General features: G+C 66.4%; 16 protein-coding genes and 1 pseudogene. 12 read left to right on the top strand and 5 right to left on the bottom strand.

Going from position 1 to position 19,124, the window contains the following annotated elements; all coding sequences use genetic code 11:
- The first annotated feature begins 94 nt into the window (after nt 1–94).
- From FGF04_RS25965 to FGF04_RS25955, 3 genes are all read left to right on the top strand, one after another.
- Nucleotides 95–1,630, top strand: a complete 1,536-nt coding sequence (locus FGF04_RS25965) for a CYTH and CHAD domain-containing protein (protein WP_149513650.1) — start codon at nt 95–97, stop codon at nt 1,628–1,630.
- A 167-nt stretch (nt 1,631–1,797) separates the two neighbouring features.
- A complete protein-coding gene (locus tag FGF04_RS25960; protein WP_149513649.1) occupies nt 1,798–3,765 on the top strand; it encodes a TIGR03960 family B12-binding radical SAM protein in 1,968 nt (655 codons plus the stop codon).
- Nucleotides 3,766–4,158: 393 nt separating this feature from the next.
- On the top strand, nt 4,159–4,575 hold the full coding sequence (locus FGF04_RS25955; protein ID WP_149513648.1) for a hypothetical protein: 417 nt from the start codon (nt 4,159–4,161) through the stop codon (nt 4,573–4,575).
- Between the two features lie 180 nt (nt 4,576–4,755).
- Here FGF04_RS25955 and FGF04_RS25950 read toward each other — a convergent pair whose 3' ends face one another.
- Nucleotides 4,756–6,264 carry a caspase family protein gene (locus tag FGF04_RS25950; RefSeq protein WP_149513647.1) on the bottom strand — a complete coding sequence of 503 codons (1,509 nt, stop codon included), beginning with the start codon at nt 6,262–6,264 and terminating at the stop codon, nt 4,756–4,758.
- 11 nt (nt 6,265–6,275) lie between these two features.
- Nucleotides 6,276–6,650: an effector-associated constant component EACC1 gene (locus FGF04_RS42105; RefSeq protein ID WP_223146402.1), complete on the bottom strand. Its 375-nt coding sequence runs from the start codon at nt 6,648–6,650 to the stop codon at nt 6,276–6,278.
- Nucleotides 6,651–6,930: 280 nt separating this feature from the next.
- On the opposite strand from FGF04_RS42105, the gene FGF04_RS25945 reads away from it, so the two are divergent.
- Nucleotides 6,931–7,845, top strand: coding sequence for an aminoglycoside phosphotransferase family protein (locus FGF04_RS25945; protein WP_149513646.1), 915 nt, complete (start codon nt 6,931–6,933; stop codon nt 7,843–7,845).
- A 3-nt stretch (nt 7,846–7,848) separates the two neighbouring features.
- Here the strand turns inward: FGF04_RS25945 and FGF04_RS25940 are convergent, their stop codons facing one another.
- Nucleotides 7,849–9,222: a sporulation protein gene (locus FGF04_RS25940; RefSeq protein WP_149513645.1), complete on the bottom strand. Its 1,374-nt coding sequence runs from the start codon at nt 9,220–9,222 to the stop codon at nt 7,849–7,851.
- Between the two features lie 212 nt (nt 9,223–9,434).
- Between FGF04_RS25940 and FGF04_RS25935 the strand changes: the two genes are divergently transcribed.
- Together FGF04_RS25935 and FGF04_RS25930 are read left to right on the top strand one after the other, a co-directional pair.
- A complete protein-coding gene (locus tag FGF04_RS25935; RefSeq protein WP_149513644.1) occupies nt 9,435–9,995 on the top strand; it encodes an ATP-binding protein in 561 nt (186 codons plus the stop codon).
- Between the two features lie 318 nt (nt 9,996–10,313).
- Nucleotides 10,314–10,619, top strand: coding sequence for a hypothetical protein (locus FGF04_RS25930; protein ID WP_188114227.1), 306 nt, complete (start codon nt 10,314–10,316; stop codon nt 10,617–10,619).
- Nucleotides 10,620–11,029: 410 nt separating this feature from the next.
- Here FGF04_RS25930 and FGF04_RS25925 read toward each other — a convergent pair whose 3' ends face one another.
- Nucleotides 11,030–11,809: a GntR family transcriptional regulator gene (locus FGF04_RS25925; RefSeq protein WP_149513861.1), complete on the bottom strand. Its 780-nt coding sequence runs from the start codon at nt 11,807–11,809 to the stop codon at nt 11,030–11,032.
- A 163-nt stretch (nt 11,810–11,972) separates the two neighbouring features.
- Here FGF04_RS25925 and FGF04_RS25920 point away from each other — a divergent pair, with 163 nt between their 5' ends.
- From FGF04_RS25920 to FGF04_RS25905, 4 genes are all read left to right on the top strand, one after another.
- A complete protein-coding gene (locus tag FGF04_RS25920) occupies nt 11,973–12,314 on the top strand; it encodes an SCO3933 family regulatory protein (protein WP_149513643.1) in 342 nt (113 codons plus the stop codon).
- Nucleotides 12,314–13,618, top strand: coding sequence for an FtsK/SpoIIIE domain-containing protein (locus FGF04_RS25915; RefSeq protein ID WP_149513642.1), 1,305 nt, complete (start codon nt 12,314–12,316; stop codon nt 13,616–13,618). The genes FGF04_RS25920 and FGF04_RS25915 overlap by 1 nt, the downstream gene beginning before the upstream one ends.
- On the top strand, nt 13,615–13,812 hold the full coding sequence (locus FGF04_RS25910; RefSeq protein WP_149513641.1) for a hypothetical protein: 198 nt from the start codon (nt 13,615–13,617) through the stop codon (nt 13,810–13,812). The genes FGF04_RS25915 and FGF04_RS25910 overlap by 4 nt, the downstream gene beginning before the upstream one ends.
- Before the next feature lie 367 nt (nt 13,813–14,179).
- On the top strand, nt 14,180–15,490 hold the full coding sequence (locus FGF04_RS25905) for a replication initiator (RefSeq protein WP_235882490.1): 1,311 nt from the start codon (nt 14,180–14,182) through the stop codon (nt 15,488–15,490).
- Nucleotides 15,491–15,653: 163 nt separating this feature from the next.
- Here the strand turns inward: FGF04_RS25905 and FGF04_RS25900 are convergent, their stop codons facing one another.
- Nucleotides 15,654–17,267: a recombinase family protein gene (locus FGF04_RS25900; protein ID WP_149513639.1), complete on the bottom strand. Its 1,614-nt coding sequence runs from the start codon at nt 17,265–17,267 to the stop codon at nt 15,654–15,656.
- 351 nt (nt 17,268–17,618) lie between these two features.
- Here FGF04_RS25900 and FGF04_RS25895 point away from each other — a divergent pair, with 351 nt between their 5' ends.
- Nucleotides 17,619–18,359: an alpha/beta fold hydrolase gene (locus tag FGF04_RS25895; protein ID WP_149513638.1), complete on the top strand. Its 741-nt coding sequence runs from the start codon at nt 17,619–17,621 to the stop codon at nt 18,357–18,359.
- Nucleotides 18,360–18,384: 25 nt separating this feature from the next.
- Nucleotides 18,385–19,124 (top strand): annotated as a pseudogene (locus FGF04_RS25890) (hypothetical protein); the annotation flags it as partial.

Here is a 19,124-nt window from a genome sequence, read left to right as displayed (position 1 = left end):
TTCGTCGTGGCTGAGCGCGCAGTTCCCCGCGCCCCTTACGGGGCACGAGTCCGTGCCCTTACGGGGGGCGGGGTGCTGCCTCTAAATTCAGGGCATGGCGGACATCAAGCGGGAGATCGAGCGTAAGTACGAAGTCGAAGTCGATGCGGATGCCGATGCGGAGGGCGGGCCGGAGGGGTTGTCCGGTCTGCCCGACCTGACCCGGGTGCCGGGGGTCGCGGCCGTCGTCGACAAGGGCGTCGCCGAACTGGACGCGGTCTACTACGACACGGCCGACCAGCGCCTGGCCGCCGCGTCCCTCACCCTGCGCCGCCGCACCGGCGGCGACGACGCCGGCTGGCACCTCAAACTCCCCGTCTCCGACGGCGTACGGGACGAGATCCGCGCCCCGCTGTCCGACACCGTGCCCCGCTCCCTCACCGGCCTGGTCCGCTCCCGGGTGCGCGACGCCGACCTCGTGCCCGTCGTGCGGCTGCTCTCCGCCCGGGACGTACGCCACCTCGTCGACGCGTCCGGGGGACTGCTCGCCGAGGTCAGCGTCGACCGCGTACGGGCCGAACGCCTCAGCGGCGGCGACGGCACCGCGCGGTGGACCGAGATCGAGGTCGAGCTGGCGGACGACGGCGACCCCGCCTTCCTCGACAAGGTCGAGAAGAAGCTGCGCAAGGCCGGTGTCCGCCGGTCCGGGTCGGCGTCCAAGCTCGCCAGGGCGCTGAGCGAGACCGGCCGCAGGCCGCGCAAGGAGGCCGTCGTGGCCGCGGCGCCCGTCACCGCGGGCGACCACGTCCTCGCGTACGTCCGCGCCCAGCGCGACGCGATCGTCGAACTCGACCCCGCCGTCCGCCGCGACGTCCACGACGCCGTGCACAGCATGCGCGTCGCCACCCGCCGGCTGCGCAGCACCTTCCGTTCGTACGGCAACGTCCTGGACCGGGCCGTCACCGACCCGATCCGCGACGAACTGAAGTGGCTGGCGGGGGAGCTGGGCGTCGACCGCGACCAGGAGGTCCTCACCGAACGGCTCACGGCGGCCCTCGGCGCCCTGCCGCGCCCCCTGCTCGCCGGACCCGTCCGGGGCAGGCTGCGCACCTGGGCGCACGCCCGCCGCTCGGGTTCCCGGCGCCGGCTGGTCGCGGTCCTGGACGGCGGACGCTACCTGGACCTCCTCGTCTCCCTCGACGCGCTGCTCGCCACCCCGCCCCTGCGCAGGGCCGCCGCCGACACCACGGAGCGGACGATCGCGAAGGCGGTGCGCAAGGACGTCGACAAGCTGTCGGGGCTGGTCGGACAGGCCGTCGCGCTGCCGCCCGGGGAGGGCCGCGACCTCGCGATCCACGAGGCCCGCAAGAAGACCAAGCGCACGCGGTACGCGGCCGAACTCGCCGCGCCCCTGCTCGGCAAGGCCGCGAAGGGCCTGGTGGGCGACATGAAGTCCCTGCAGGGCCTGCTCGGCGAGCACCAGGACAGCGTGATGGCCAGGCTGGCCCTGCGCGACCTGGCGACCCAGGCCCACGCGGCGGGCGAGAACGCCTTCACGTACGGAGTCCTGTACGGCCGGGAGGAACGCAACGCGGCCGAGGTGGAGGCCGCCCTGCCGGAGGCATGGGGTGCGATCAAGGCCGCCCCCTAGGAGCGCCCCTTCAGGGGCGCGGGGAACTGCGCGACAAGCCACGACGGACCCGCAGGCACATGACGACAGGGTGCGGCACGTCCGGCGGGCCGTCCGCCCGGACGGCCCGCCCCCGCGGGCACGTTACGCTTGACAGTCACCCCCTGTCGCCCACGAAGGTTCGCGAGATGCCTGCCGAAGCCGCTGCGTCGGTGTTCCCACAGCTCGAAGCTCTGCTCCCGCACGTGCAGAAGCCGATCCAGTACGTCGGCGGAGAGCTCAACTCCACGGTCAAGCCCTGGGAGGACTGCGACGTCCGCTGGGCGCTCATGTACCCGGACGCGTACGAGGTCGGACTGCCCAACCAGGGCGTCATGATCCTCTACGAGGTCCTCAACGAGCGCGAGGGGGTGCTGGCCGAGCGCACGTACAGCGTCTGGCCGGACCTGGAGGCGCTGATGCGCGAGCACGGCGTCCCGCAGTTCACGGTGGACGCCCACCGCCCGGTGAAGGCCTTCGACGTGTTCGGCCTGTCCTTCTCCACGGAGCTGGGCTACACGAACATGCTGACCGCCCTCGACCTGGCCGGCATCCCGCTGGAGTCGAAGGACCGCGGCCTCGACGACCCGATCGTGCTGGCCGGCGGCCACGCCGCCTTCAACCCCGAGCCGATCGCCGACTTCATCGACGCGGCGATCATCGGCGACGGCGAGCAGGCCGTGCTCGACATGACCGAGATCATCCGCGCCTGGAAGGCGGAGGGGCGGCCGGGCGGCCGCGAGGAGGTCCTCCTCCGCCTCGCGAAGACCGGCTCGGTCTACATCCCGGCGTTCTACGACGTGGAGTACCTCGCCGACGGCCGCATCGCCCGCGTGGTCCCCAACAGGTCCGGGGTGCCGTGGCGCGTGTCCAAGCACACGGTCATGGACCTCGACGAGTGGCCCTACCCGAAGCAGCCCCTCGTGCCGCTCGCGGAGACCGTCCACGAGCGCATGTCGGTGGAGATCTTCCGCGGCTGCACCCGCGGCTGCCGCTTCTGCCAGGCGGGCATGATCACCCGCCCGGTCCGCGAGCGCTCCATCACGGGCATCGGCGACATGGTCGAGAAGGGCCTCAAGGCCACCGGCTTCGAGGAGGTGGGCCTGCTCTCCCTGTCCTCGGCGGACCACTCGGAGATCGCCGACATCGCCAAGGGCCTGGCGGACCGGTACGAGGAGGACAAGGTCGGCCTGTCGCTGCCCTCCACCCGCGTCGACGCCTTCAACGTGGACCTGGCGAACGAGCTGACCCGCAACGGCCGCCGCTCCGGGCTCACCTTCGCCCCCGAGGGCGGCTCCGAGCGCATGCGCAAGGTCATCAACAAGATGGTCTCGGAGGAGGACCTGATCCGGACCGTCTCCACGGCGTACGGCAACGGCTGGCGCCAGGTGAAGCTGTACTTCATGTGCGGCCTGCCGACCGAGACGGACGAGGACGTCCTGCAGATCGCCGACATGGCGATGAACGTGATCGCCGAGGGCCGCAAGGTCTCCGGCCAGAACGACATCCGCTGCACGGTGTCCATCGGCGGCTTCGTCCCCAAGCCCCACACGCCGTTCCAGTGGGCCCCGCAGCTCTCCGCCGAGGAGACGGACGCGCGCCTCACCAAGCTGCGCGACAAGATCCGCGGCGACAAGAAGTACGGCCGCTCCATCGGCTTCCGCTACCACGACGGCAAGCCCGGCATCGTCGAGGGCCTCCTCTCCCGCGGCGACCGCCGCATCGGCTCCGTCATCCGCGCCGTCTACGAGGACGGCGGCCGCTTCGACGGCTGGCGCGAGTACTTCTCGTACGACCGCTGGATGCGCTGCGCCGACAAGACGCTCCCCGCCTTCGGCCTGGACGTCGACTGGTACACCACCCGCGAGCGCACCTACGAGGAGGTCCTGCCCTGGGACCACCTGGACTCGGGCCTGGACAAGGACTGGCTCTGGGAGGACTGGCAGGACGCGCTCGACGAGACGGAGGTCGACGACTGCCGCTGGACCCCGTGCTTCGACTGCGGCGTGTGCCCGCAGTTCGACACATGGCCACAAACGGGCCCGACCGGCAAGAAGCTCCTCCCGCTGACGGTCAAGAAGGACGCGGCTGCCTCCACCGGCGGCCACACCCACTGAGGTGGGTGAGGCGGCGCTGCGGCGCGTGGTGGAGGCGCTGGGGGACGGCAGCGAGGAAGAGCTTGCTGCCGTCCTAGGGGCGCTAAGTGCTAGAGACGGACGACAGGAGATCGCGGGGGAGGCGCAGAGAACGCCCCTGCCGCCTCCTGGAGGCTCTACGGCTATCCACTCTGAGGTGGAGTGGGTCTGAAGCGATGATGGCTCAGGAGACGGGCACACACAGTGGCTGTTGCCCGATCAACTGTCCTTGGCTCGTAGAGCGTCTTCTGGCAGCGAGATTGATCTCGTTCAGGTGGGCCACCCCAGAGCAAGCGTCAGCCGTCCTGAGCTCATTTTCGGTCATACCATCCGCACACGGCATGATTGGTCTTACTGATCGCCACGATTACAAGCATGGCGACTTCGGGGGCGAAAAGTAGTCTGCTGGGCGGTCTGGGGCACTGGTGGGGTGTCCTGGCCGGCGCCCTTCTCATCGCTGCGTGGATCAATAAAGCAGCAGGTCCAGCGGTGATCATAGTTTTGTCCGTCGCGGTGCTCCTCTGGTCCTTCTTCCAGGCCCCGGTGACCTGTGGGGCTCCGACTAGGGGACGGACCGATGGTTGCCGCAACAACGCGACTGGCCTCCTCATGGGTTGCCACATCCGTCAACACCGCTGGCAGAAGCTCAAGATGCTGTTCCTCCGACGGCAAGTGCGCGCGTTCTGCTCGGGACTGTTCTCCGACGGCAAGGCCGTTCTTGTGACACTTGCAGCAGCAGGCAGCTTCGTTTCCGGGTTGGTAGCACTTATTCCCGGTGTTGTTATCTCGTGAAATGAAAAGCAATGCAGTGACCGTACGCTCCATGTAGCAATCATGAATAAGATCCCCTGCGCTTACCGTTCAGAACGGCCCCCTCGCCGGTTGCTCAGGGCAACTCCTCGGCTTTCGTGAAGTTTAATTCAAGTACCTAGATCGAGCTCTCATCAAATGCACTTTGACTGCGCTCTGTCTCTATCTTGCCAATCTTCGCCGAATTGAAATTGCCTCTTCTGAGACAGCCAAAGCTTCTTGTTTAAGTCCCATCTCCTTGAGTTGGTAGACGTGGCTTTCGAGGTAGTCGGCCAGTCCTTCGAGGTGTGTGTCGGGGTCTCGGTTAGCTAGGTTCCGATGGATTTCTAGAGCTTCTTGGGCGGTGGCCATAGCAGCGTCTCTTTGACTTGCATCAGCAAGGTTTCGAGAATGGAAGTCCAGGGATCTGGCCAAAGATTCGAGATGCTTTTCCGGATTGATCTTAGCTAGGCGGCGGCGAATTTCTAGAGCTTCTTGTGATGCTGCGATGGCGGCTTTTCGTTGCTTGAAATCCTGAAGTTGGTAGACGTGGCTTTCGAGGTAGTCGGCCAGTCCTTCGAGGTGTGTGTCGGGGTCTCGGTTAGCTAGGTTCCGATGGATTTCTAGAGCTTCTTGGGCGGTGGCCATAGCTTGTTGCTGCTGATTAGCTTCAGCGAGATCGCGTGAGCGTGCATGTAGGGACCAAGCCAAGGACTTGAGCTTTTCGTCATCATGGACCTTTCCTGTGTCTTCATTAATCGCATGAGGAAAGTTGGAATCCGCAAGTAATTGATCAACGGAACTAAACGTCCCCGAAGACCTGGCAAGGCCATAGCTCACTTCAAACGCTGAGCCATTCATTAGATCTTCGCGGGCCGGATTAGTTGGAGTCGACTGAAGTGCTTGGTTTTGTTCGCTGACCCTTCCCGGGGATGGCAATCCGTCCCTATGGGCTATATTGCGAAATATGGAAATGAATCCCGAGTTATTTCGATTGCGCTGTTGTGGCTCAGGAAGAGATCTCGAAGTAAGTCGAGTGTATGTTTCGTCGTAAAGGGAGGCCATCGAAATTAATTCGGATGCACCAATAATTCCCTCTTCGATCACCGAGATGAGCTCTCCAGTGAAGGCCGTATAGCGCTCTCCTGGAGGGGCTAGTGCCTGCTTTGTTTCCGCAGTAGCGGTAAGGATATAGGTTCCAGCAATATTAGTGAGCTGACCTGCACGATCGCCAGCCGACATGCCACCGTCAAGCGCTAGGCCGCTCCAACAGCAATCAAGAATGACTACCTTTTTTCGCGCCTTAATTCTTGGCCCGGATCCCTCGCCTAGAATTAAGTCTCGCACATCACCGTAGCGCAGCGCCTTGAAAAGTAAACCCGGGGCTGCCTCTGCGACGCCGAGATAAAGCTCTCCAGTGGTTGGGTGAATGAGGCCGTGGCCAGCGAAATAGAATATCAGCGTATCAACAGCTTTAACTGTGGCCTTATGGACCGAATCTAGTATGTCATCCCGGGATGCTTGAGCCACTTTTGTGCAGTTTTTGGATGGCAGTCCCCAATATTTTGAGTCGCAAAGAAGCTCTGCAAGTCTTTCTACATTATTGCTAACGGCAGGGAGATCCTCCATTTGAGTGTAAGAATAATTTCCGATAAGTACGGCTTCTGACGTGGCGGGATCAGACAGCTGCATTTACAGTACCTTCATTCCTGGGGCTGTTGACCGGAGGAATCTGTGTTGCCCTCTAATGCTAGCAGGGAAGTCACCCGGGCAATCTCTTCGTGGCTGCTTCCGGTGAGGGTGATGGAGCGATCTCCTACGTTAATTATTACGTCGGGATTTGCGGGTCGCGAACTCTTCCAGCTGGCAATTGCTACTATTAAAGATGCAAGATTCAATACGCCCGAAAAGATGGCCTCTACTGCTTGCGCGTCGATCCCCATAGTCCCCGGATCTGAGTCCTTCGGTATGGGACGGAGATCGCAGTGTGGATAGACATCGGGATCATTATTGAGCCAACGGAAAAGAGAGGTCGAGTCATTGGCGTCTTGGGATTTAATATTTAGTAAGATTCGCAATTTTAACCTCTTCGAGCTGGTGGAAATTCAAATTTTTTGGATCATATCATTCCTCCGTTAGCCTTGTTGTGGTTACTTGAAGACTCGTGGAGATGGGGCGCTCTCGCCTTGAGTCGCGTTCGTACTCTCAGATCGGCGGATGAAGTGGCTTACGGGGCTCTCGCCCTCGTCTTGAGTGTGGGGGATCTGTACGGTCGGAGCCGTGTCCGGTGCGCGCTGGGTTGGTCACCCATGGGCGTGCGTTGGTTGATCGCGCGCGATTAAAGGAGCTGGTACGGGCATGGCGGTTGACGCTGCTCGGTCGGAAGAGGGGTTCACCTCAGCGGGAGCTACGAGGGTGATGACTGCTGCGTGTCAGGCTGCGGGGCTCGACGACAGAGACGCGGAGTTGATCCGCCTCGGGGAGAACGCGTTGTTTCGGTTGGCTTCGGCACCGGTGATCGTGCGCGTGGCTCGCGGGGAGGAGTGGTTGCCGAAAGCGCGTGTCGAGGTGGCTGTCTCGCGGTGGCTGACCGGGGAGGGGTTCCCTGCCGTTCGTATCGTTGAGGATCTTGAGCAGCCGCTCCTGATCGACGGGCACCCGGTGACGTTCTGGCATCTGATCGTTGAGGGTGATCGGAAGGCGACGTATGGGGAGCTGGGTGGCATCCTGCGGGATCTGCACTCGTTGACGGTGCCGGCCGGGTTGGAGCTGCCCTCGTTCGCACCCTTCGACAAGCAAGAGCTGCGGATGAACCGGGCTGTCGTACCGGAGGATGACAAGGTCTTCCTGCGGAAGCGGTGGCGGGAGTTGCAGGGCAAGTACGCGGAGCTACGGTTCGAGACGCCCAAGGGGCCCGTCCACGGGGACGCTCACGTGCAGAACCTCATGGTGGACGATCAGGGGAAGGTGATCCTGATCGACTTCGAGGCCTTCTGCTTCGATCACCCTGAGTGGGATCTGATGGTCACGGCCGTGGAGCATCACAGTCTTGGCTGGCAGACCGACGAGGAGTACGGCGACTTCGTGGCTGCGTACGGGCGGGACCTGTACGACTGGCCTGGGTACGAGACGCTGCGTGGCCTTCAAGAGTTCGGCATGACGACGTGGCTGATGCAGAACGTGCAGGAAGACGAGAAGACGGCCGCTGAGTACCGCCGGCGCATTGCGGGTCTGCGCAACGACGATGAGCCGCGGGACTGGCGGCCCTGGTAGTCCCTACTCGTCGTCCTCCAGGCGGGCGAGTGCGTTGTGCACCTGGTCGTTGAAGGCGGCCACGGTCGGGTTGCTCGCGTGGGTGCTCACCTCCGCCTGGAAGTCGGTCACGTAGCGCAGGAAGCGGGAGGACTGGAGGCTGTCGCCACCGTCCACGGCCAGACTGGCAGTGGTCACGGCGGCCTCTAGTTCACCGTTCAGCAAGTGGCTTTGGGCGAGCACCATGCGGCAGAAGCCCAGAGTGCGGGCGTACTTCGGGTCGGTCGCGTCGACTGCTCGCTGTGCGGCCTCGACCGACTCCCGGCGCATCTTGAGGTCACGGAAGCAGTGGCAGATTTCGCCCGTGAGTTCCGCGGAGTCGAAGTATCCAAGCCACTCGGGGTCTTCGCCCGTGCCCGCGCGCTCGAAGTGGCGTTCCGCCTCGTTCATGGCGCGGCCTGCCCCGATCGGGTCGCCGGCATTGGACAGTGCGCGAGCCTCCATAGCTGAGTTCAAGGCCATGGCGCGTGGTGTGGCTCGGCCCTTGGCCCCCTCGACGGCAGCGCGCGAGAGCTGGATGGCTTGGGCGTGGTTACCGAGGTAGTTGGCCTGGTGGCTGAGGTTGCCGAGGATGCGGGCGCCGAACATGCGGTCGTCGATGACCTGCGACAGGCGCAGTGTGGAGGTCAGGTAGCGGTGGGCGAGCCGGTGGTTTCCGGTGTCGTAGGCGGTCCACGCGAGTAACTGGGAGACCTCGGCGGCGGCACCGAACAGTGCATTGCCGACCTTTTCGCTGTAGCTGGCGTCCAGTAGCGGCAGGACTTCGTGGCGGAAGTAGTGGCGCAGTGCCTTGTGGCCGTGGCCTCCGCCGTACTTGAAGTCCAGCTGCATGAACATGCTGCTTGCGTCCCGGATCGCGCGCACGTCGCGCATGCCGACGCGTTGGTGAACTGGTCTGTCGGCCTGGACGCCATCGGGGCGGGCGATCATCCATGACAGGACTGCGGAGTTGAGGTCGGCGTCCGCGATGGTCAATGGGTCAGGGGACGGAGTCTCAGAGCGTTCTTCGGCGAGTCCGTCCAACAGAGTGAGTACGTCGGGGACGGTGCTGGGGTAGCCGATCGGCTGCGGGGTTGTCGGCTGGGCGTGGTCGAAGAATCCGAGATCTCCGGGTGTGAGTCGGCGGCCCAGCTTGCTGCCGAGTACCTCGGCCATGATCGCCGCTGCCTGCGGGGTGATGCCGCCGCCGTTGCGCCATCGCTGGACGGAAACGTGCGTTGTTCCCAATCCTGTGCCGCGTTGCGCGGCAGCATCCCGCATCCGCCTGGCGAGGCCCTTGTTCGAGACCTTCGCTTCGTCCATGACGGCGGCCAACTGCGCGTTCGGCTCTCGGCTCATGCTCCCCTGCCCAGCCCGAGAATGACGGCGAGTGTCCATCCTGTCACAGCAGTCTTGTTCTGAGGGGGTTCATCCGTGAACCCCCATTGCCTATAGCGGTGTTCACGTGAACCCCCTGATGGACACTCCCGGCTGCGCCCTTCGCGTCGTGTACTGGCTTGCCAACAGCAAGAGGTGCCGCAGGGCCTTCGAGGCCTTCGGAAGGGGACCGGATGGATACCAGAAAAGCTGAGCGCCTGGCACGTGAGGTGGACGCCTTCGCTCACTGGTACGTGATGCCGGATCCGTCCTCCACCGGCCGCTTTCTGGCACTGACGCTCTTTGCCGAGTTTCCCGACACAGTGCGGGTGGCGCGCCACATGACGGCAGCGTTCTTGCACGGTGCCGGCGTGGATGACGTCGTGGACGATGTTCGGCTGGCCGTCTCGGAGCTGGTCGGGAACGTAATCAATCATGCGGTCCCGGATCGTCATCTGGCGGAGCCCGGTCGCGCGCGACGTGTCGATGTGACCTTCAAGCTGTGGCCGAAGTGGCTGTTCGTCGGTGTGGCCGACGAGGACTCGACGCCTCCTGTGCTCCCTGTGGGTGAGGCGTTCTCTCCGGGGCTGATGGGGGAGCTCTCCGAAGCGGTGTTGCCTGACAGGGGGCGTGGGCTGCTGATCGTTCAGCGTCTCGCGGTGGCGGTGTGGTGGACGCCGGAGGATCGAGGCGGCAAGACGGTCTGGTGCCGCTTCGACCTTGCTGGCGGAGACACGGACAGACCGGATCGATGATCTCCGGGCCGTCACCACTTGTTTCACTCCCTCGCGATCGGGAGTGGGTGGCGGTTCGGACACCGGCCGGAGTCTGACCTCTCTGGCCAAAGGGGCGCGGTTCCCTGCTCTCCGATCCGCCGGGTTCCCCGCCCGGCTCAGGGGACCGCGCTTCACAACCTCATACCGAGACCGGACCACCCCCGCGCCTGCCAGCAACCGGGGTGGTCCGGGAGGGGACGCAGCGGTCCCCGGTGCCTGATGGTACCGGGGCCGTTGCTCTGCGTTCTGCCCTGGGCCAAAGGAAGTTGACGATCCATTACCTAGATCAGGGCAGGGGTGGGCAAGGTGACCGGCGCGGGTGAGGACTGGCTGAGTGATGGGCTCGACGTTGAGGGAGCGGACTGCGGTTCATGGGTGCCGGGTGTCGATTACCTGGCAGGCTGGCGTGACGCGCGGGAGGCTGCCGACCGGCTGAATCGAGCGCTCTTGGGCTCTGGTTTCGAGATGTCGGACGTCCGGGCCGTGGCCTCGACGAACGGCGACGGTCGGGGGGTCGTACGGGTCGCCGGCCGACCGGATGCCGCGGAGAGACTCGCCGGTCTCCTAGAGACGCTCGGCGGCGGCGACGGTGGTGCAGCATGAGGCGCATCGTCCCGGATGAACGGCGCGCGTGGGCACGTCGTCGGCCGCAGAGACTTTGGGCGGTAGCTGCCATGGGGCGAGTGACCAGGGGGCCTTACGCTCGCCCGGCGGATCGGGCAGGTACTGGACCTGCCCGCTGGTGTGCCCGATCGGCCCCCTGGTCTTCGAGGCTCGCCCCATGGGAGCTGCCTAAAGTCTCGGAGGCCGGCGACCCCCAGCCACACGGGCTCCGGCCCAGCTCGGCGAGTCGATGCTTCACGGCCTCTGGCGTACTGCGGTGTGGGCAGTCGGGCGACCGGACGGGACCGGCGGACACGCCGCATGCCCGGCCGGGGCGGCCGGGCTGCCCGGCGCGCCGCAGGCGCGCCCTTGAGGAAGTGAAGAAGGTTTCGACCGATGGCCGCTGCCGATCACGCCGGGCGCCGTCGGGTGGTCTGCTTGTCGGCGGTGATCCGGTAAGCGACTTCGGCACGGTCCGCACCGACGCGGAGCTCTTCGAGGATCAGCGGACGGTCGTCGGCGCCGTGCGTGACACGGGACAGATGCAGGATCGGCGTCGCGTCCGGGAGTTGGAGCGTGGTCCGCTCGTCGGGCAGTGGCATGCGGGCGCGAACGGTCTCCGACCACCACAGTTTGTGCCCGTCCTGGGTGAGTGTGCGGTAGACCTCGGTCGGCGCCTTGCCAGGCTCCTGCGCGAGCGACGGGATGCCTTCGGCGACCTCGAAGGGGATCAGTGTGCGGTGCATCGCGCGGGTGCCGGTCTCGGGATCGGTGAGCAGGCGGTCGCATGCGAACAGCGCTTCCTCCTCGTCCAGTGCGAGGAAGTGGCCCGTGATCTTGCTCGTGCGCGTGCGGTAAGTGCTCGGCTGCTCGGCTTCGGTCCAGACGTCGCCGCTGGGCATGACGAACTGGCCGTCGGACGTGCGGCTGATGCGGCGCTCGATGGTGAGCACGGGTTGGCCGTCGGAACGTACGAAGCTGCCTTTGCCGTGACGTACGTCGATGAGTCCTTCGGCGCGCAGGGCCGCAACGGCGTTGCGGACGGTGGGACGCGAGACCTGGTAGCGGGCCATGAGCTGAGCCTCGGACGGCAACAGGGAGTCGGGGGCGAACTCGCCTGACAGGATCGCCTCCCTGATGGCGGCGGCAACCTGCTGGTACAGGGCGCCGGGGCGTTGGATCTCCGTCATCTCAGCACCTTCGGGTTGAGGTCGTAGGCACGTCGCACGCGCGACATCACTCGTCAGCATAAGTAGTTGCACCCTCGCCGTACAGCACTCCATAGTCATCACTCGTAAGGACAAGTGACGTCTGAATATGTCAGGCGTCCTGACTGGCCAGGGAGGCCATGCAATGCAGTCCATTCCCGTGGACACGGCGCGACTTGGCGTACTGCGGTGCGCCATTGCGCCCGAAGCGAAGATCAGCAACCCCGAGACACAGGAGGTGAAGAAGGACCGCGACGGTCAGACGATCTACACCGTGGCCGTCACGGTGCGCCAGGACCGGCGACGTATTTCCGTGATCGAGATCGCGGTGAGCGGTGAACCGAAAGGCATCGAGGAGGGACAGATCCTCAGGGTCACCGGACTGGTGGCGTTCGCCTGGGCTATGGGCGACCGGCACGGGATCAGCTTCCGTGCGGACGCCATCACGCCCGTACAGGGCACGGCGTTAAAGACCGGTGGTGCGTGATGAGCGCTTTGATCACGCTTGCTCTCGGGCTCATCGTGCTGGCCTGGGTGCTCGGCGGCGGTGACCTGCTGCGCCGGCATTGTCCGGCCTGGCACTGGTACCTCACCGGCTACCCGGCCACCACGTGCCGGGTGCTGTTCACCTGGCGCAAGGTCGCCATGCTCAACGACCTCTCCGTCTCCCGTCGTCCGCCGCGCGGGCTGCTCGGGGACCTGGTGGTCAAGGGTGATCCGCTGCGGCCGGTGGCTCCGCGGATCTCCTTCCCGCGCCCTACCCGCCTGGGTCTGACCGTGGTGGCGCGCCTGCACGCGGGCCAGACCCCGGCGACGTACCTGAAGGCGGCGGACGCCTTCGTCCACGCGTGGAAGGTGCACGCCGTGCGCGTCACCTCGCCGGAACGCGGGCTCGTACTGCTGACGGCAACGGCCACCGATCCGCTCCTGCGGCCCGGCCTGGCAACGGCTCCCGCCGCGCTGCTGTCCGCGCTCATCGGCGCACTGGAGAGCGGCGGCGCGTGGGTGATGGATCTACGGCTCATCCCGCACTGGCTCATCGCGGGCGCCACTCGCTCCGGCAAGTCCACCCTGCTGGCCCGGCTCATCACCCAGCTCGCCCCGCAACCCGTCGCCCTGGTCGGTATCGACTGCAAGGGCGGCATGGAACTGGGTCTGTTCGCCAACCGGCTGAGTGCACTGGCGACGTGCCGACGCGAAGCGGTCGCGATCCTGACCGCGCTCGTCGTCGACATGCAGGACCGTATGAACGAGTGCCGTATAGCGGCAGCACGCTCCATCTGGGAGCTCCCCGACAAGCTGCGGCCGGTACCGGTCGTCGTGATCGTCGACGAGATCGCGGAACTGTACCTGTCGGACGGCACCCGCGAGAGCAGAGCAGAAGCCGAACAGTGCTCCGTCCTCCTCCTGCGCCTGGCCCAGCTCGGCGCCGCGCTCGGCCTGCACCTGGTCGTCGCCGGCCAACGGGTCGGCTCCGACCTCGGACCCGGCGTCACCGCACTGCGTGCCCAGCTCGGCGGCCGGATCTGCCACCGGGTCAACGACCCCGGTACGGCAGAGATGACCTTGGGCGACCTCAACAAGGACGCGGTGACCGTCGCTCAGTCGATCACCGCCCAGGAACGGGGCGTGGCCGTGTGCACCGGGCCGGACGGCGGTTGGAGCCGTGCCCGCTCGCACCTGACGACCACCGAAGAGGCCATCGCGGCGGCACAGCGGCACTCCGCGCTCGCCCCGGACATGCCCGCCATCCGCCGCGCCCTCGTGGCCCTGGAAGGAGACGACAAGTGATCAGCGAAGGAACAGCGTTCACGTTCGCGGTGATCTTCGGGATCATCACCGTTCTCCTCGTCCGCTCCCGTGACGTCCGCGCCTGGGAAGCGGTCTGCGTCGGCCTCTTCGGCGTCTATCTCGGCCAGACCCCCGTGGTCTTCACCGTCCACGGCCTCGTCACCTGGGTCATCAGCGGCTTCTCCCACACCTGAGCAGAAAGGACCCACCGCCATGCCTATGCCTCGCGTGAGGTGCCCCCACTGCAAGGGGGACGGGGCCCGCAGGACCTGGACCGGACGACTGCGCCGTTGCCGCGTCTGCCGGGGCACCGGGACCATCCGCTGAATCCCTGCTTCCCACCCGACCACCCATAGGAGTGATCCACATGAGCGACTGCGCGCCACCCACCACTACCCGTGCCGCTTCGGCGGCCCACCCCGGAAGGTCACCACCATCACACCCGAGAACGCCTCGGCTGACAGGCGCGCCGCCCTCGACCGCGCGGCGCGCCTGTGTCAGCTACCTGAAGTCGACCGCGACGCAATCCGCATCGCCCAAGATCCCCAGTTCGCGCGCTGGATGGAACAGATCACGGCCACGGGCGGCTGCGCCCACCCCGTCCATCTCTCCGGCTCGACCACCACCCTGAACGGCGCGACCGGCGAGATCCTGCGCCACTACGACACCCGCGACGAGCCGGGGGAGCGGCTCTCCGTCCGCTGCCGCAACAGACGCGCCACCGTCTGCGCCCCGTGCTCCCGCCTCCACGCGGGCGACACCTTCCACCTCGTCCGCGCGGGTCTGATCGGCGGCAAGAACGTTCCCGACGCGGTTCGCCATCGACCCCGACTCTTCGTCACGCTGACAGCACCGTCCTTCGGTCCCGTCCACCGTGCCGGAGACGATCGCTGCCACCCTCGGCGGGACCGCGGTAGCTGCGAGCACGGTCGTCCGCTCGGCTGTGGCGCAGTCCATGGCGCGGACGCTTCCCTCGTCGGCCGACCTCTCTGCCCCGACTGCTACGACTACACAGCTCACGTGCTCTGGCATGCGCACGTGGGCATGCTGTGGGACCGCTTCGTCATCGGCGTACGCCGACACCTCGCGTCTTCTGCGGGCCTCGTGCAGTCCCGCTTCGCCGAGCACGCCTGGCTGTCCTTCGCTCGCGTCGCCGAGTACCAGAAGCGTGGAGCCGTCCACGTACATGCCGTCGTCCGCCTCGACGGCCCGGACGGACCGACCGACGAACCTCCGGTCTGGGGCACAGTCGCCCGACTGACCGATGCGGTGCGCGTCTCCGCGAGTCGGGTCGTGGTCCGCACTCGCTACAGCCCGGCCGTCGGGGAACTCGCACTGCGTTGGGGTGCCCAGGTCGACGCTCGACCGCTACGCGCCGACGGTCCCGGACCGGATGACGACGCAGTGGCTGCCTACGTCGCCAAATACGTCACCAAGGGAGCGAGCGAGACAGGCGCCGGCACGGACTACCGGCTCACAAGTCGGGACGACGTCAGGGCCGCTCGCGTATCCAGTCACGTTCGGCGGCTCATGCATACGTGCTGGCATCTCGGCGGCCTGCCCGAGTTCGAGCCTCTCCATTTACGGACCTGGGCACACACCCTCGGCTACCGCGGTCACATCTTGACCAAGTCCCGCGCCTACTCGACGACCTACCGGGCCCTACGCGCCGATCGAGCCGAACACATAGGTCATGAAGCCTTGCCCGGCACGGTCACTGCTGCCTACTGGCGCTACGTCGGCTCCGGCCACACCCTCGGGGCCGCTCTGATCGCGGCCGGGGTGGCCGACGACCTGGCAGTGTCCCGGCAGTTCGGCACAGAAGCGAGGCGTGAAGGGGGCGGAGTCGATGACTCCTCTGCCCGAGCGTGAGACGAAGGACGACGATGCCCCGAGCTTGATCGAAAGTGAGATCGTGATCGTGGATGAAGACGGTACGGAGGAGCCGTTCGACGCTGCGGCGTGGTTCGGATGACATACGCAGCCGCCTCCGTCTACTCGTCATGGAGGCAGCTGCGTTCACGCGCGGCCGGCGTCAGAGCGCTTGCGCGAAATCGTCCTCTCGGATCACGAGCCGCTCGCGTACGTCCTTCGGGATCAGCAGCCGCAGGCGTACCTTCGGGGCTCGTACTCCCGGCACCTTCGTGCGGGTGACCTCGCATCGGATGCCGACTCGGTACAGGTCCGCGGCCATGGCTTCCATCCCACCCTCGTGCCAGTGCTCGCGGAAGGTCTTCCCGCCGTGGACGTTGACCCATCGGTCCTGGGCGGTGTCGGGATCGATGGCTTCCAGCTCCTCGATGAGCTTGTCGAGCGTCGCCTCCGCCTGCTCCTTCGTGAACCTGGTCTTGGTGTACCGGCCTCCGGGTTCCAGCTCCTTCATGTAGAGGGCGATGGACTCCTGAAGACGCTTGATCTCCCGTCGTACCTCGGCACCCTCCGCGTACTGGCGCACCTGTACGGGGAAGTCCCCGAGGACCCTGAGCGCATCCTCGACGAGCCGCTCGTAGACCTGCTGGGGGTTCGGGGCGCCGAGTCCGCCGCTCTTGCAACTGCGGCACCGTAGGTACTGGTAGTTCCCGAACTTGTTGTTCGTGATCTGCACGGTCATGTTCGTCTTGCAGTCGGCGCACAGAAGGACGCCGAGGAACTGAGTCGCTCCGCCGACTCGACGCGGGGGCTGGTTCTTCTTGCGCCGGTCGAGAGCGGCGCCGAGCGTCTCGAACTCCTCCTCGGTGAAGATCGGGGGAGCGACCATGATCGGCCTGCCGTCCTTGCCGAGGATCGTCTTCGAACGCCGTTGCCCTCCCTGCTTGTCCTCTTCCACTCGGTAGCCGAGGAGCGCGGGGTTCCTGAGCCTACGGAGGAGTGTCGAGACGGTGAGCCCCTGACTCATGAGGCCGGACCGTTTCAGGCAGCGCACCATGAACCGGGCGGAGTGTCCTCGGATCGCCATGCGTCGGGCCCAGTGCAGTGCCTTGTGCGCTTCGGGATCGATGACGAGGACGAGCTTCCCCGTGTCGTCCTCATCCGTGACGTAGCCGAATGCAGGTTTGCCGATGATCCAATCTTCTTGAGACTTCGCGTAGTCCCAGAGACTCATGACCCGGGTGGAGGTGTTGGCCGCCTCGATCTCGGCGATGCCGCCGATGATCGTGACCATGATCTTCCCCGCCGTGGTCGTGAGATCAAGGCTGTCGTTCTTCGAGACGAGGTTCTTACCGCGCTTCAGGCTCCACTCGATCATCGTCGAGAGGTCGGAGAGCCTGCGCACGAAGCGGTCGAGCTTCCAGAACAGGAGCTCGTCGAACTCGGGGGAGCGGTTGTTCAGCCAGTCCCCGAGCTCCTTCCTCTTCCATGGCGGAACCTTCGTTGCTGAGACGTTCAGGTCCGACGCGACGCCGACGACTCGGCACCCTCGTTCCCTCGCCAGGATGCGGAGGTCCAACTCCTGCCGTGCCGGCGATGTGGTGTCGTCCGTCAGTACTGACAGGCGGACCGATAAGAGAGCCCGCGGGGCGTCTTCGGGCAGTAGCGCTTCCGCCCGCTTCAGCTCTTTCAAGAGTGCGAGATCCGCCTTGGTCCACTCGGCCTCGACGGAGTACTGCTTCTGCTCGGCTGCGGTGCGCCTGCGCGTACGTGTCCTCATGCCTACGACGGTAGAGCTGGTTTTCGGAGTGTGTCCATACGCCCGGCCATGCAGACCGAGATCCAGGTCGGTCCGACCGGCAAGAAGCTGCTGCCGCTGACCGTGAAGACACCGGTGGCGGGCGGGCACGTCCACTGACCTCGGCGGACGGACGATCCGGTGGGACGGCAGTGCTTAGGAAGCGCTGCCGTCCCGCGGCTTTTGCGGGCTCCTCGGGCTCGTGGGGCGATGGGTACCCGGCGGTACCCGACGGCTCCCTAGGGTCGAAGACATCCAGCGCCCACCGGGACGCGCGTACGCGCGGCTGACCGCCCCGGTCGGCAGACCCCTCGCACCCTCCCGGGATGAGCCATGCCCTCTCGCACCCAGCACACCTATGTCCTCGTCCACGGCGCCTGGCACGACGGACGGGTCTGGAGCCGCGTCGCCGCGCTGCTCACCGCCGCCGGTCACCGGGTCCTCGCCCCGTCCCTCAGCGGCCACGGGGACAAGGCCCACCTGCTCGGCCCCCGGATCGGCCTCACCACTCACATCGACGACGTCGTGGACCTCGTCCTCGACCAGGACCTGGACGACGTCGTGCTCGTCGGGCACAGCTACGCGGGGATGGTCGTCTCCGGCGTGGCGAACCGCATCCCGAAGCGCGTCGCGCGCCTGGTGTACGTCGACGCGATGGTGCCGGTGCACGGGGAGAGCGCCGTCGACGTCATGCCCCTCACCCGGGCCCTGATCGACGGTGCCGCCGCCACCGCCGAGCCCTGGCGCATTCCGCCGCTGCCGGAACTCCCGGCGCCGTACGGCCTGTTCGGCGTCACCGATCCCGACGACGTCGCCTGGCTCAGGACCATGCTCACGGACGAGTCGGTGCTCTGCTTCCAGCAGCCGGTCGAACTCGACGACCCCGCGCAGGCCCTGATCCCCAGGACGCACGTCCTCTGCGTCGGCGACGAGCCGCCGGGCGTCACCCGGCGCCCCGTCCCGCCGACCCAGCCCAACGGCGAACCGTCCCGAGTCCACGAACTGCGCAGCGGCCACGACTGCATGATCACCCACCCCGGCGAACTCGCCGACCTCCTGCTGCTGCATCCGTAAGGGCCGCTCACGCGTCCTGGTGTGTATGGACCTTGAGAAGGCACCGCAGCCCGCGCCGCCCGGGACGACCCCCGCGGTTCCCGCGCGGCAGCGGGACGCCGCACCGGAGGGGTGCCTCGTCGTCGCCCTCCGCATCCCGGTGCGGATCGTGGTGTTCGTGCTGGTCGTGCCGGTGCGGATGGCCTGGGACGCGCTGGTCGTCGGGGGCCGGTTCCTCACGGACACGCTGCTGCGGCCGCTGGGCCGCGCCCTGCAGTGGGTGTTCGTGCCCGTCGGTCGGGCCCTCGCGTGGCTGGTGCGGGGCGCCGCGACGGTCATCGGGCAGACCCTGACCTGGCTCGCCAAGCTGGTGTTTGTCTGGCCGTGGGTCGGGCTGTGGCGGTACATGGTCCTGCCGGTGGGGTGGCTGCTGGGCCGGCTCGGGTACGTGCTGTTCGTCGTCCCCGCGGTGTGGCTGTACGCGCGGGTGCTGACGCCCCTCGGACACGGCATCGTGTGGACGCTGCGGGGGATCGGCGCGGGCTGCGCCTGGACGCTGCGGGGCATCGGGGCCGGCTGCGCCTGGCTGTGGCGGATCTCGGTGCTGGCCCCGGCCGGCTGGCTCCACCGCACCCTGCTCGCACCGGCCGGAGGGGCCGTCGCCTGGCTGGCCCGGACGCTGTGGGCCGGCGCCGCGTGGGCCGCCCGCGGGACATGGGCCGGCGTCACCTGGGTCGCGCGGGGCGTGTGGACCGCCGTGGCGTGGGTGGGAGGGGGAATCTGGAC

The organism is Streptomyces apricus (genome assembly GCF_008369065.1).
Classification (GTDB): Bacteria; Actinomycetota; Actinomycetes; order Streptomycetales; family Streptomycetaceae; genus Streptomyces; species Streptomyces apricus.
This window is presented reverse-complemented; position numbering and strand designations above follow the sequence as displayed.

Bases quoted from the DNA above. Each gene is read 5' to 3' on its own strand.
- FGF04_RS25945 (WP_149513646.1), top strand. From the start codon at position 6,931: ATGGCGGTTGACGCTGCTCGGTCGGAAGAGGGGTTCACCTCAGCGGGA.
- FGF04_RS25935 (WP_149513644.1), top strand. From the start codon at position 9,435: ATGGATACCAGAAAAGCTGAGCGCCTGGCACGTGAGGTGGACGCCTTC.
- FGF04_RS25960 (WP_149513649.1), top strand. From the start codon at position 1,798: ATGCCTGCCGAAGCCGCTGCGTCGGTGTTCCCACAGCTCGAAGCTCTG.
- FGF04_RS25965 (WP_149513650.1), top strand. From the start codon at position 95: ATGGCGGACATCAAGCGGGAGATCGAGCGTAAGTACGAAGTCGAAGTC.
- FGF04_RS25955 (WP_149513648.1), top strand. From the start codon at position 4,159: ATGGCGACTTCGGGGGCGAAAAGTAGTCTGCTGGGCGGTCTGGGGCAC.
- FGF04_RS25950 (WP_149513647.1), bottom strand. From the start codon at position 6,264: ATGCAGCTGTCTGATCCCGCCACGTCAGAAGCCGTACTTATCGGAAAT.
- FGF04_RS25925 (WP_149513861.1), bottom strand. From the start codon at position 11,809: ATGACGGAGATCCAACGCCCCGGCGCCCTGTACCAGCAGGTTGCCGCC.
- FGF04_RS25940 (WP_149513645.1), bottom strand. From the start codon at position 9,222: ATGAGCCGAGAGCCGAACGCGCAGTTGGCCGCCGTCATGGACGAAGCG.
- FGF04_RS25920 (WP_149513643.1), top strand. From the start codon at position 11,973: ATGCAGTCCATTCCCGTGGACACGGCGCGACTTGGCGTACTGCGGTGC.
- FGF04_RS25900 (WP_149513639.1), bottom strand. From the start codon at position 17,267: ATGAGGACACGTACGCGCAGGCGCACCGCAGCCGAGCAGAAGCAGTAC.
- FGF04_RS25905 (WP_235882490.1), top strand. From the start codon at position 14,180: ATGGAACAGATCACGGCCACGGGCGGCTGCGCCCACCCCGTCCATCTC.
- FGF04_RS25895 (WP_149513638.1), top strand. From the start codon at position 17,619: ATGCCCTCTCGCACCCAGCACACCTATGTCCTCGTCCACGGCGCCTGG.
- FGF04_RS25915 (WP_149513642.1), top strand. From the start codon at position 12,314: ATGAGCGCTTTGATCACGCTTGCTCTCGGGCTCATCGTGCTGGCCTGG.